This window comes from Erwinia sp. S43 (assembly GCF_016624745.1).
GTDB classification, from domain to species: domain Bacteria; phylum Pseudomonadota; class Gammaproteobacteria; order Enterobacterales; family Enterobacteriaceae; genus Erwinia; species Erwinia coffeiphila.
Window position 1 is genome coordinate 65,317 of record NZ_JACVTX010000017.1, and the last position, 13,269, is coordinate 78,585.

Below are 13,269 nucleotides of genomic sequence, written 5' to 3' on the forward strand. Positions count from 1 at the left end.
ACATAAAAAAACCGCCGTAAGGCGGTCTTTTTAACGCGGATTAACAAGCTGGCATTACGCCAGGTTGCTGATCTGTGCAGCCAGGTTTGCTTTATGACGAGCAGCCTTGTTTTTGTGGATCAGGCCTTTAGCTGCCTGGCGGTCCACGATAGGTTGCATTTCATTGAATGCAGCCTGTGCAGCTGCTTTATCGCCAGTAGCGATAGCTGCGTATACTTTCTTAACAAAGGTACGCATCATTGAACGACGGCTAGCGTTGTGCTTACGACGCTTCTCAGACGTTACGGCGCGTTTCTTAGCTGATTTGATATTAGCCAAGGTCCAACTCCCAAATAGTTCTATGAGGACAATTCAAAGGCCGAGGAATATGCCCTTTTCGCCTTCGGTTGTCAATGGATTTGTGCAAATAAGCGCCGATGAAACATTGGCACTTGGTTACGTTTCGATGGCGCAAGATTCTACCAGCATAAGCCTGGCGAATACAGCTTATTCACAAGAAAAAATATAATCCCATGGCCAGCGAGTACCATACAGAATGAAATGGCAGTAAGAAAGCGCGAAAGCCCGCAATCGCGGGTTAACCTTCATCGCTGTACAAGGTATAATCCGCCGATTTCCACAAATTTGAGCCAGCCATGAAGTTTATCCGCGGTATACATAACCTGAGAGAGCAGCATCGCGGCTGCGTACTGGCTATCGGTAATTTCGATGGCGTACACCGCGGTCACCAGGCGCTGCTGGCGCGCCTGTGCGAAGAAGGGCGACAGCGCAATCTACCGGTGATGGTGATGCTGTTCGAACCCCAGCCGCTGGAGCTGTTCGCGGCTGACGGTGCCCCGGCGCGGCTGACCCGCCTGCGTGAAAAAGTTCGTTACCTTGAACAAGCCGGTATTGATAACGTGCTGTGCGTGCGCTTCGACAGGCGTTTTGCTGCCCACACGGCGCAAAGTTTTATTGCCGATCTGCTGGTCGATAAGCTGGGCGTGCAGTTCCTTGTCGTCGGTGATGATTTCCGCTTTGGCGCTGGTCGCCAGGGCGATTTCCTGTTATTACAGAAGGCTGGCGTCGAATACGGTTTCGATGTCATCAGCACCCAGACATTTTGTGATAATGGCAAACGCATCAGCAGCACGGCGGTACGCCAGGCGCTGGCAGACGACGATCTGGCGCAGGCCGCCGTTTTGCTGGGGCATCCCTTCAGCATTTCTGGTCGCGTGGTCCACGGCGATGCGCTGGGCCGGACGATTGGTTTCCCCACCGCTAACCTGCCGCTGCGTCGTACCGTTTCCCCGGTAAAAGGGGTGTATGCCGTTGAAGTCCTGGGCCTTGGGGAGCGTCCGCTGCCGGGCGTCGCCAATATTGGCACCCGACCCACCGTTGCCGGGCTGCGTCAGCAGCTGGAAGTGCATCTGCTGGATGTCGCTATCGACCTATACGGGCGCCATATTGATGTGGTGCTGCGTAAAAAAATTCGCAACGAGCAGCGCTTTGCCTCGCTCGATGCACTGAAAGAGCAAATTGCTAAAGATGTGGTGACTGCCCGCGACTTTTTCGGGCTGAAGACACCGGTTTAAACAGAACTGAAGCGAAATACGGAATCGAGAATCTGATGAGTGACTATAAATCAACCCTGAATTTGCCGGAAACGGGGTTCCCGATGCGTGGCGATCTGGCCAAACGCGAACCGGGAATGCTGCAACGTTGGTATGATGACAAACTGTACGGCATCATCCGCGAAGCCAAAAAAGGGAAAAAAACCTTTATCCTTCATGATGGCCCTCCTTATGCGAACGGCAGCATTCATATTGGTCACTCAGTAAACAAGATTCTGAAAGATATTATCGTTAAGTCGAAAGGCATGGCGGGCTACGATTCGCCTTACGTACCGGGCTGGGACTGCCACGGTTTGCCTATCGAGCACAAAGTTGAGCAGATGATCGGCAAGCCGGGCGAGAAAGTGACCCCGGCCGAGTTCCGTGCTGCCTGCCGCAAATACGCTGCCGAGCAGGTTGAAGGACAGAAAGCCGACTTCATCCGCCTGGGCGTGTTGGGTGACTGGGATCGCCCGTACCTGACGATGAACTTCAAAACCGAAGCCAACATCATCCGCGCGCTGGGTAAAATCATCGGTAACGGTCACCTGCACAAAGGCGCTAAGCCGGTGCACTGGTGCCTGGACTGCCGCTCTGCGCTGGCGGAAGCCGAAGTGGAGTATTACGACAAAACTTCTCCATCCATTGACGTGATGTTTAACGCGCTGGATGCCGATGCCGTGCGCGCGAAGTTTGGCGTTGCCGCTTCAGAAGGCCCGGTATCGCTGGTTATCTGGACCACCACCCCGTGGACCATGCCGGCCAACCGCGGTATCTCACTGCATCCGGAATTTGAGTATCAGCTCCTGCAGATCGAAGGCCGCAGCCTGATCCTGGCGAAAGAGCTGGTAGAAAGCGTGATGAAACGCGCGGGCGTGGCCGAGTGGACCGTGCTGGGCGAATGCAAGGGTGAGGCGCTGGAGCTTCAGCTGTTCCAGCATCCGTTCCTGGAGCAGATTCAGTCGAAAGTCGTGCTGGGTGAGCACGTTACGCTGGAAGCCGGTACTGGTGCTGTGCATACCGCGCCGGGCCACGGTCCGGATGACTATGTTATCGGTCAGAAATACGGTCTGGAAACCGCTAACCCGGTTGGTCCGGACGGCAGCTATCTGCCGGGTACTTATCCAACGCTGGACGGTGTTAACGTCTTTAAAGCCAACGATATGATTGTTGAGCTGCTGAAAGAGAAGGGCGCACTGCTGCATGTTGAAAAACTGCACCACAGCTATCCGCACTGCTGGCGTCACAAAACGCCGATTATCTTCCGTGCTACCCCGCAGTGGTTTATCAGCATGGATCAGAAAGGCCTGCGTGCGCAGTCGCTGAAAGAGATCAAAGGCGTGCAGTGGATCCCGGACTGGGGCCAGGCGCGTATCGAAGCGATGGTGGCGAACCGTCCTGACTGGTGCATTTCACGCCAGCGTACCTGGGGCGTGCCGATGGCGCTGTTCGTGCATAAAGACACCGAGCAGCTGCATCCGGACAGCCTGGCGCTGATGGAAAAAGTCGCGCTGCGCGTAGAGGAAGAAGGTATCCAGGCATGGTGGGATCTTGACCCGCGTGACCTGATGGGTGATGACGCCGACAACTATGTGAAAGTACCGGATACGCTGGACGTATGGTTTGACTCCGGCTCCACCAGCTACTCCGTTGTGGATGCGCGTCCTGAGTTCGGCGGCCATGCACCGGATATGTATCTGGAAGGTTCTGACCAGCATCGCGGCTGGTTTATGTCTTCACTGATGATTTCAACGGCGATGAAGGGCAAAGCGCCTTATCGTCAGGTACTGACCCACGGTTTCACCGTTGACGGTCAGGGCCGCAAGATGTCCAAATCGCTGGGCAACACCGTTTCGCCGCAGGACGTGATGAACAAACTGGGCGCGGATATTCTGCGTCTGTGGGTCGCTTCTACCGACTACTCCGGTGAAATCGCCGTATCCGACGAAATCCTTAAGCGCTCAGCCGACAGCTATCGCCGCATTCGTAACACCGCGCGCTTCCTGCTGGCTAACCTGGCGGGCTTTAATCCGGAAACCGATTTGGTGAAACCGGAAGATATGGTCGTTGTCGATCGCTGGGCAGTGGGCCGTGCGCTGGCAGCACAGAACGATATCGTTGCCTCTTACGAAGCCTACGACTTCCACGAAGTGGTTCAGCGTCTGATGCAGTTCTGCTCGGTGGAAATGGGTTCCTTCTACCTCGACATCATCAAAGACCGTCAGTACACCGCGAAGGCCGATGGCCTGGCGCGCCGCAGCTGCCAGACCGCGCTGTGGTACATCGCCGAGGCGCTGGTGCGCTGGATGGCACCGATCATGTCGTTTACCGCTGATGAAATCTGGGGCTACCTGCCGGGCAAACGCAGCCAGTACGTGTTTACCGAAGAGTGGTTCGATGGCCTGTTCGGCCTGGCGGCGGATGAGTCCATGAACGACGCCTACTGGGCGGATCTGCTGAAAGTGCGTAGCGAAGTGAACAAGGTGCTTGAGCAGGCGCGTGCAGACAAACTGATCGGTGGCTCTCTGGAAGCCAGCGTGACGCTGTATGCCGATGCTGAGCTGGCCGCGAAGCTGAACAGCCTGGGCGAAGAGCTGCGCTTTGTGCTGCTGACCTCCGGTGCTCAGGTGGCGGATTACGCTCAGGCTGGCGACGACGCGCAGCAGAGCGAGATCGTCAAAGGCCTGAAGATCGCTCTGCGTAAAGCAGACGGTGAGAAGTGCCCGCGCTGCTGGCATTACACCACCGATATCGGCCAGAACGCTGCGCATGCAGACGTTTGTGGTCGCTGTGCCACCAACGTCGCGGGCAGCGGCGAACTGCGTAAGTTTGCATAATGAGCCGCCCCGTTCTTTCTACCGGATTGCGCTGGCTGTGGCTGGTGCTGGTGGTGATTGGCATCGATTTCGCCAGTAAACAGTGGATTATGAATACGCTGATGCTGCACGAGTCGATGCCGGTGATGCCATTTTTTAACTTCTTTTATGCTCACAACTACGGCGCGGCGTTCAGCTTCCTTGCCGATAAAGGTGGCTGGCAGCGCTGGTTCTTCGCCGGCATTGCCATCGCTATTGTCGTAGTGCTGCTGGTGATGATGTACCGTAGCCCGGCGAGCAATAAACTGAATAACATCGCCTATGCGCTGATCGTGGGTGGCGCATTGGGCAACCTGTTCGACCGGTCATATCATGGCTTCGTGGTGGACTTCATCGATTTTTATGTTGGAGACTGGCACTTTGCCACGTTTAATATCGCCGACTGCGCTATCTGTATAGGTGCCGCGCTGGTCGTACTGGAAGGGTTTATCAGCCCGGCCGGTAAACAGGCTAAGAATAAAGGGTAGGGCATGATCGATTCTGTACAGCGCGACAGCTCACTGCTGGTGCATTTCACCTTAAAACTGGCGGATGGATCGACCGCAGAGTCCACACGCAATAACGGTAAGCCAGCGCTGTTTTGTCTGGGTGACGGCAGCCTGTCCGAAGGGCTGGAAAACCAGCTGATTGGACTGAAGGTTGGTGACAAACATGCCTTTGCGCTGGAGTCTGAAGACGCTTTTGGCGGCATCAGTCCGGACCTGATCCAGTACTTCTCGCGCCGTGATTTTATGCAGGCAGGCGAACCGGAGGTTGGCGCAATTATGCTGTTCTCCGGCATGGACGGTAACGAAATGCCCGGTGTGATTCGTGAGATTTCCGGTGATTCAATCACCGTTGATTTCAACCATCCGCTGGCCGGGCAGACCATTCATTTTGACGTAGAAGTACTGGAGATTAATCCGGTACTGGAGGCGGCGAATGCAGATCCTGTTGGCTAACCCACGCGGTTTTTGTGCGGGCGTTGATCGCGCTATCAGCATTGTCGAGCGTGCGCTGGAGATGTACGGCGCACCGATTTACGTTCGTCATGAAGTGGTGCATAACCGCTACGTGGTTAATAGCCTGCGCGAGCGTGGGGCGATTTTTATTGAGGAAATCAGCGAAGTGCCGGATGGCTGCATTCTGATTTTCTCCGCCCACGGCGTTTCCCAGGCGGTGCGTGCAGAAGCGAAAGCGCGCGATCTCACCATGCTGTTCGACGCCACCTGTCCGCTGGTGACCAAAGTCCATATGGAAGTTGCGCGTGCCAGCCGTAAGGGCACCGAGGCGATCCTGATTGGCCACGCCGGTCACCCGGAGGTCGAGGGCACCATGGGCCAGTACAATAACCCGAAAGGGGGCATGTACCTGGTGGAAGCGCCCGCTGATGTGTGGAAGCTGCAGGTGAAGGATGAAGACAACCTGTGCTTTATGACTCAGACCACGCTGTCGGTGGACGACACTTATGAAGTGATCGATGCCCTGCGCGCGCGTTTCCCAAAAATTGTGGGTCCGCGCAAAGACGATATCTGTTACGCGACGACCAACCGCCAGGAAGCGGTGCGTACGCTGTCGAAGGATGCGGACGTGGTGCTGGTGGTGGGTTCGAAAAACTCCTCTAACTCCAACCGTCTGGCCGAACTGGCGCAGCGCGCCGGTAAGCTGGCACGGCTGATCGATTCTGCCGATGATATTCAGGAAGAGTGGATCAAAGGCGCACGCTGCGTTGGCGTTACTGCCGGTGCATCGGCTCCTGACGTGCTGGTGCAGGAAGTTATCCAGCGGCTGAATCAGCTTGGCGGTGTGGATGCCATTGAGCTGATTGGTCGCGAAGAGAATATCGTGTTTGAAGTGCCGAAAGAGCTGCGCGTTGAGGTTCGGCAGGTCGAATAATCGGTTTGTTTCGCTTGCTGTTGTCTCGGGGCTGTTGCTCAGATTGCAGGTGTATAGATCGCTGTTGTATTGATGGTTGTTGTTCGGGTAGTCGCAAGGACGGGTGGGCTTTGGCCTGGCGGTCCTTGCGCCGGGCTTTGCCCGGTTCCCTCACTTCGTTCGTCAGCCTTTTGGACCGGTGAAGATGGCGCGTCCCTGCGCCAGCTTCACCTCTCGCCAACGTCCTGTTGGCGAGTCCAGTCTTCCTCTCTCCGTTCCGCGCTGCGGATTGCCTTGCCAAAGCCCACCCGTCCTCGCCTCATTTTCCGCGTTGCCTGCTGAAAACGGCCTCTTTCTATTCCAGGCTACGAATTGCCTTGCCAAAGCCCATCCGTCCTCGCCTTCCTTTCTGTGTTGCCTGTTGAATACGACCTTATGCGTATTCGTTTCGTTGGATGAAGTCTTTAAAGCTGCAGAATTGCGCGTTGAGGTTCGGTAGATCGAATAGTTTACTGTGATTTTGGTGGCTATCAGATAGGTTGCAGCGAGGACGGGTGGGCTTTGGCCTGGCGGTCCTCGCGCCGGGCTTTGCCCGGTTCCCTCACTTTGTTCGTCAGCCTTTTGGACCGGTGAAGATGGCGCGTCCCTGCGCCAGCTTCACCTCTCGCCAACGTCCTGTTGGCGAGTCCAGTCTTCCTCTCTGCGTTCAGCGCTGCGGATTGCCCTGCCAAAGCCCATCCGTCCTCGCCTCATTTTCCGCGTTGCCTGTTGAATACGATCATATATCTGACGTTATCTTTAGACCCACCACATCCATTGGTGAAAGGGGACAGGGCATTCCACAGCGTTGAGGTGGAGGCAGCAGGTCAGGAGACGGCAACAGGGATAGCCAAAAGCCAGTAAATCTATGAAGCAATAGCCGCATATCTACTCGCTGTATCTGACGCTGTCTTTGAACCCGCGACACGATTGATGGAAGGGGGACAGCCCGGCAGCCGCAGAGGCTGTTCCCTCAGCTCATGGTTACCAGCGGCATCAATACTCATTGCTCGATAAGTCAGTCTGCCCCTAACCCAAATCCATCAGCGACAGCCTCTCCCCGATCCGCCATAAATCTGTTTTACTGATAATCTGCGCCAGCTGGCGTAAAATTCTAATTATGTGGTTTTAATTGTGGCGCAGAGGTTAACGCGTGGTTAATCTGTATGCGCTTTGCATGCATAGAAATCTGTCAGGAATGAATAATTATGAGTAACGCAGAAATCCGTATCGCCGTTGTGGGAGCCGCAGGGCGTATGGGGCGTCAGCTGATTCAGGCTGCTGTTCAGGCTGAAGGTGCACGTCTGGGTGCCGCCGTAGTGCGTGCCGGATCTTCTCTGGTGGGCAGCGATGCCGGTGAACTGGCGGGTTGTGGCGTACAGGGCGTGAAGATCAGCGACAGCCTGGATGCGGTGGTCAACGACTTCGACGTATTGATCGACTTCACCCGCCCGGAAGCGACGCTGAACTATCTGGAATTTTGCCGCCAGCATAAAAAAGCGATGGTAATTGGTACTACCGGTTTCGATGACGCCGGGAAAGCCGCAATCAAAGCCGCTGCGGAAGATATCGGTATCGTGTTTGCCGCCAATTTCAGCGTCGGGGTGAATCTGGTGCTCAAGCTGCTGGAAAAAGCGGCCAAAGTGATGGGCGAGTACGCGGATATCGAAATTGTAGAAGCGCATCACCGGCATAAAGTCGATGCTCCTTCCGGCACGGCGCTGGCGATGGGTGAGGCGATTGCCGATGCCATGGATTGGGATCTGAATGAGCACGCGGTTTATGCCCGTGAAGGGATCACCGGGGAACGTAAGGCGCATACCATCGGTTTTGCCACCGTCCGTGCAGGCGATATCGTCGGTGAGCACACCGCAATGTTTGCAGATATCGGTGAGCGGGTAGAGATTACCCACAAGGCTTCCAGCCGCATGACCTTTGCTAATGGTGCGGTTAAGGCAGGGTTATGGTTGGGTGCGTATAAACCAGGTCTTTTTGACATGAGAAGCGTGCTTAATCTTGATGATTTATAAGTGTTGTAAACCATCGTGATGTGGTTATTTCAATCATAAGTTTATGATTGGATGGGCAATAATTTTATTGCCCTTTTTTATTTTTTTTGAAAATGACATTTTTTTGTAATTTATGGTCTGTAAGTCTTATAAAGTTGGCTTTACCTATCATTAACTCTCCTTTTTATAAGATTTTTGACCATTTGGTCCACTTTTTCACGTTCCCGCATCCATTTTTATGCATTCACTGGCAGGCAACCGATTTTATTGCCAGGATATGTGGTGTTTTCAGCGTTAATCTTCTTATAAACCAACCAGTGAGTTAAAAAGTGAAGAAAAAGTGCCTCGCAGGGTAGACATTCGCGAGGGCGATCATTAGAATGCGCGCAATTTGCCAAAAACTGAGCAGTCAGGCAGTTTTTGCATTGATTCGGCTCTATTTCTGAATTAATATGCAGATATTGTGACTGTTTATTCCCTGGAGGATGTTTTGATTAAGTCAGCGCTCTTGGTTCTGGAAGACGGAACCCAATTCCACGGTCGGGCCATCGGGGCAACCGGATCGGCAGTGGGAGAAGTTGTTTTCAACACTTCAATGACCGGTTATCAAGAAATCCTCACTGATCCTTCCTATTCCCGCCAAATCGTTACTCTTACTTATCCCCATATCGGCAATGTCGGCACCAACTCAGCTGACGCAGAATCTACTCAGGTACATGCACAGGGTCTGGTGATCCGTGACTTACCGCTGATTGCCAGCAACTATCGCAATGAAGAAGGGCTGACCGACTATCTGGTCCGCAACAACATTGTCGCTATTGCCGATATCGATACGCGTAAGCTGACTCGTCTGCTGCGCGAAAAAGGGGCGCAGAACGGCTGCATTATTGCCGGAGATGCACTGGACGCGGCTGTGGCACTGGAAAAGGCTAAAGCCTTCCCTGGCCTGAAAGGCATGGACCTGGCGAAAGAAGTGACCACCCCGGAAGCCTACAGCTGGCTGCAGGGTAGCTGGACGCTGGAAGGCGACCTGCCTGCGGCGAAAGCGGAAGGTGAACTGCCGTTCCACGTAGTGGCCTACGATTATGGCGTGAAGCGCAATATTCTGCGTATGCTGGTGGATCGCGGCTGCCGCCTGACCGTGGTGCCTGCACAGACTCCGGCTGAAGACGTATTAAAGCTGAACCCGGACGGTATTTTCCTCTCCAACGGCCCTGGTGACCCGGAGCCGTGCGACTACGCCATCAGCGCGATTAAGCGTTTCCTGGAAACCGATATTCCGGTATTCGGCATCTGCCTCGGTCACCAGCTGCTGGCGCTGGCCAGCGGTGCAAAAACCGTGAAGATGAAACTTGGTCACCACGGTGGCAACCACCCGGTGAAAGATCACGATAAGAACACCGTGATGATTACCGCACAGAACCACGGTTTTGCCGTTGATGATAGCAACCTGCCTGCGAATCTGCGCGTGACGCATACCTCACTGTTTGACCACACGGTCCAGGGTATTCACCGCACGGATAAAGCGGCTTTCAGCTTCCAAGGTCACCCTGAAGCCAGCCCGGGCCCGCACGATGCAGCCCCCCTGTTCGATCACTTTATCGAACTGATTGAAGCTTACCGTTCCAGCGCGAAATAAGGTCAGGAGAGAGAGCAATGCCAAAACGTACAGACATAAAAAGTATCCTGATCATTGGCGCAGGTCCTATCGTTATCGGTCAGGCCTGTGAGTTTGACTATTCCGGTGCGCAGGCGTGTAAGGCGCTGCGTGAAGAGGGCTACCGCGTCATTCTGGTGAACTCTAACCCGGCGACCATTATGACCGACCCGGATATGGCCGATGCGACCTACATCGAGCCGATTAACTGGGAAGTGGTGCGTAAAATCATCGAAAAAGAGCGCCCGGATGCCGTGCTGCCAACCATGGGCGGCCAGACTGCGCTGAACTGTGCGCTGGAGCTTGAGCGCCGTGGCGTGCTGGAAGAGTTCGGTGTGACCATGATTGGTGCTACCGCCGATGCGATTGATAAAGCCGAAGATCGTCGCCGCTTCGACGTGGCGATGAAAAGCATCGGTCTGGACACCGCGCGTTCCGGTATCGCCCATAATATGGAAGAAGCGCTGGCGGTTGCCGCCGACGTGGGCTTCCCGTGCATCATTCGTCCTTCCTTCACCATGGGCGGCACCGGCGGCGGTATCGCCTACAACCGCGAAGAGTTCGAAGAGATCTGCGAACGCGGTCTGGATCTGTCGCCAACCAACGAGCTGCTGATTGATGAGTCGCTGATTGGCTGGAAAGAGTACGAGATGGAAGTGGTGCGTGATAAAAACGACAACTGCATCATCGTCTGCTCGATTGAAAACTTCGATGCCATGGGCATCCACACCGGTGACTCGATTACCGTTGCGCCAGCACAGACGCTGACCGACAAAGAGTACCAGATCATGCGTAACGCCTCGCTGGCGGTGCTGCGTGAAATCGGCGTGGAAACCGGTGGCTCCAACGTGCAGTTCTCCGTTAACCCGGAAAACGGCCGCCTGATCGTTATCGAAATGAACCCGCGCGTATCACGCTCTTCCGCGCTGGCATCGAAAGCGACCGGCTTCCCGATTGCTAAAATCGCCGCCAAGCTGGCGGTGGGCTTCACCCTCGATGAACTGACCAACGATATCACCGGCGGCCTGACCCCGGCATCGTTCGAACCGTCCATCGACTACGTGGTGACCAAGATCCCACGCTTCAACTTCGAGAAATTTGCCGGTGCTAACGACCGTCTGACCACCCAGATGAAATCCGTGGGTGAAGTGATGGCGATTGGCCGCACGCTGCAGGAATCCATGCAGAAAGCGCTGCGCGGTCTGGAAGTGGGCGCGAACGGCTTCGACCCGAAAGTTGACCTTAACGATGCTGAAGCGCTGACCATCATTCGCCGCGAGCTGAAAGATGCCGGTTCAGACCGCATCTGGTACATCGCCGACGCCTTCCGTGCCGGAATGACCGTGGAAGATGTCTTCGCGCTGACCAACGTGGATCGCTGGTTCCTGGTGCAGATTGAAGAGCTGGTTCAGCTGGAGCAGCAGGTAGCGAAAGTCGGTCTGAACGGCCTGACCTATGACTTCCTGCGCACCCTGAAGCGTAAAGGCTTTGCCGATGCGCGCCTGGCAGCGGTTGCCGGTGTGACCGAATCAGAAATTCGTAAACTGCGCGAGCAGCACAACCTGCACCCGGTGTACAAACGTGTGGATACCTGTGCGGCCGAATTCTCGACCGACACCGCCTACATGTACTCCACCTATGAAGAAGAGTGCGAAGCGAACCCGAATCAGGATCGCGACAAAATCATGGTGCTGGGCGGCGGTCCAAACCGTATCGGCCAGGGTATCGAATTCGACTACTGCTGCGTTCATGCCTCGCTGGCGCTGCGCGAAGACGGTTTCGAAACCATCATGGTGAACTGTAACCCGGAAACCGTCTCCACCGACTACGACACCTCAGATCGTCTGTACTTCGAGCCGGTCACGCTGGAAGACGTGCTGGAAATCGTGCGCATCGAGAAGCCGAAAGGCGTTATCGTACAGTACGGCGGCCAGACTCCACTGAAACTGGCGCGTGCGCTGGAAGCCGCAGGCGTACCGGTTATTGGCACCAGCCCGGACGCCATTGACCGTGCTGAAGACCGTGAGCGTTTCCAGCAGGCGGTTGACCGCCTGGCGCTGAAACAGCCTGCCAACGCCACTGTTACCACCATCGAAATGGCGGTAGAGAAAGCGGCCACCATCGGCTATCCGCTGGTTGTGCGTCCTTCCTATGTGCTGGGCGGCCGGGCGATGGAAATCGTTTACGACGAAATCGACCTGAAGCGCTACTTCACCACGGCGGTTTCCGTTTCCAACGATGCGCCGGTGCTGCTGGATCGCTTCCTGGATGACGCGGTAGAAGTCGACGTGGATGCGATCTGCGACGGTGAGCAGGTGCTGATTGGCGGCATCATGGAGCACATCGAACAGGCTGGCGTTCATTCCGGTGACTCCGCCTGCTCCCTGCCTGCCTACACGCTGAGCAAGGAAATTCAGGATGTGATGCGTCAGCAGGTTGAGAAACTGGCCTTCGAGCTGGGCGTACGCGGTCTGATGAACGTGCAGTTTGCGGTGAAGGATAACGAAGTTTACCTGATTGAGGTGAACCCACGTGCCGCTCGTACCGTGCCGTTCGTCTCTAAAGCTACAAGCGTGCCGCTGGCGAAAGTGGCCGCGCGCGTGATGGCCGGTAAAACGCTGGCTGAGCAGGGCGTGACCGAAGAAATTATCCCGCCGTACTTCTCGGTGAAAGAAGTGGTGCTGCCGTTCAACAAGTTCCAGGGCGTGGACCCTATCCTTGGCCCGGAAATGCGTTCTACAGGTGAAGTGATGGGCGTAGGCCGCACCTTCGCTGAAGCCTTCAGCAAGGCGATGCTGGGCGCGCAGAGCAACATGAAGAAGAGCGGTCGTGCGCTGCTGTCGGTTCGTGAAGGCGATAAGAAACGTATCGTTGAGCTGGCGCGTCGTCTGCTGGGCTTCGGCTTTGAGCTGGATGCCACCGACGGCACCGCAGCGGTGCTGAAAGCTGCCGGTATCGAAGTGCGTCGCGTCAACAAGGTGCATGAAGGCCGTCCACACATTCAGGACCGCGTGAAGAACGGTGAGTACGTGTACATCGTCAACACCACCGCAGGCCGTCAGGCGATTGAAGACTCCAAGCTGATCCGCCGCAGTGCGCTGCAGTATAAAGTGCACTACGACACCACGCTGAACGGTGCCTTCGCCACCACCAACTCGCTGAACGCCAGCGCGATCGACCAGGTTATCTCAGTGCAGGAAATGCACGCGCAGATTAACGGTTAATCACCCTCTCGTCGGGCC

The 13,269-nt window shown here is 55.5% G+C and carries 9 protein-coding genes; 8 read left to right on the forward strand and 1 reads right to left on the reverse strand.

Features of this window, described 5'->3' with window-relative positions; all coding sequences use genetic code 11:
• Nucleotides 1-54 precede the first annotated feature (54 nt).
• Complete coding sequence (rpsT, locus tag IBT47_RS18365) at nucleotides 55-318, reverse strand: 30S ribosomal protein S20 (RefSeq protein WP_105594773.1); 264 nt, start codon at nucleotides 316-318, stop codon at nucleotides 55-57.
• A gap of 317 nt (nucleotides 319-635) precedes the next feature.
• Here rpsT and ribF point away from each other — a divergent pair, with 317 nt between their 5' ends.
• The 8 genes from ribF to carB all read left to right on the forward strand — a co-directional run bounded on the left by ribF (nucleotide 636) and on the right by carB (nucleotide 13,251).
• Nucleotides 636-1,574, forward strand: coding sequence for a bifunctional riboflavin kinase/FAD synthetase (ribF, locus tag IBT47_RS18370; protein WP_105594772.1), 939 nt, complete (start codon nucleotides 636-638; stop codon nucleotides 1,572-1,574).
• 35 nt (nucleotides 1,575-1,609) lie between these two features.
• Nucleotides 1,610-4,429: an isoleucine--tRNA ligase gene (gene ileS / locus IBT47_RS18375; protein WP_200562032.1), complete on the forward strand. Its 2,820-nt coding sequence runs from the start codon at nucleotides 1,610-1,612 to the stop codon at nucleotides 4,427-4,429.
• Complete coding sequence (lspA, locus tag IBT47_RS18380) at nucleotides 4,429-4,935, forward strand: signal peptidase II (protein ID WP_200545140.1); 507 nt, start codon at nucleotides 4,429-4,431, stop codon at nucleotides 4,933-4,935. The genes ileS and lspA overlap by 1 nt, the downstream gene beginning before the upstream one ends.
• A gap of 3 nt (nucleotides 4,936-4,938) precedes the next feature.
• Entirely contained in the window at nucleotides 4,939-5,409 is a 471-nt protein-coding gene (gene fkpB / locus IBT47_RS18385) for an FKBP-type peptidyl-prolyl cis-trans isomerase (protein ID WP_105594769.1), read from the forward strand.
• The gene (gene ispH, locus IBT47_RS18390; RefSeq protein WP_105594768.1) at nucleotides 5,390-6,343 is read left to right on the forward strand and encodes a 4-hydroxy-3-methylbut-2-enyl diphosphate reductase; all 954 of its coding nucleotides are present in this window, start codon (nucleotides 5,390-5,392) and stop codon (nucleotides 6,341-6,343) included. Before fkpB ends, ispH begins: the two co-directional genes overlap by 20 nt.
• Before the next feature lie 1,226 nt (nucleotides 6,344-7,569).
• Nucleotides 7,570-8,391 (forward strand): 4-hydroxy-tetrahydrodipicolinate reductase, encoded by an 822-nt coding sequence (gene dapB, locus IBT47_RS18395; RefSeq protein ID WP_200562034.1) that lies wholly within the window; start codon nucleotides 7,570-7,572, stop codon nucleotides 8,389-8,391.
• A 469-nt stretch (nucleotides 8,392-8,860) separates the two neighbouring features.
• Nucleotides 8,861-10,009 carry a glutamine-hydrolyzing carbamoyl-phosphate synthase small subunit gene (carA, locus tag IBT47_RS18400; protein WP_234471977.1) on the forward strand — a complete coding sequence of 383 codons (1,149 nt, stop codon included), beginning with the start codon at nucleotides 8,861-8,863 and terminating at the stop codon, nucleotides 10,007-10,009.
• Between the two features lie 17 nt (nucleotides 10,010-10,026).
• Nucleotides 10,027-13,251: a carbamoyl-phosphate synthase large subunit gene (carB, locus tag IBT47_RS18405; RefSeq protein WP_200562036.1), complete on the forward strand. Its 3,225-nt coding sequence runs from the start codon at nucleotides 10,027-10,029 to the stop codon at nucleotides 13,249-13,251.
• The last annotated feature ends 18 nt before the right edge of the window (nucleotides 13,252-13,269 follow it).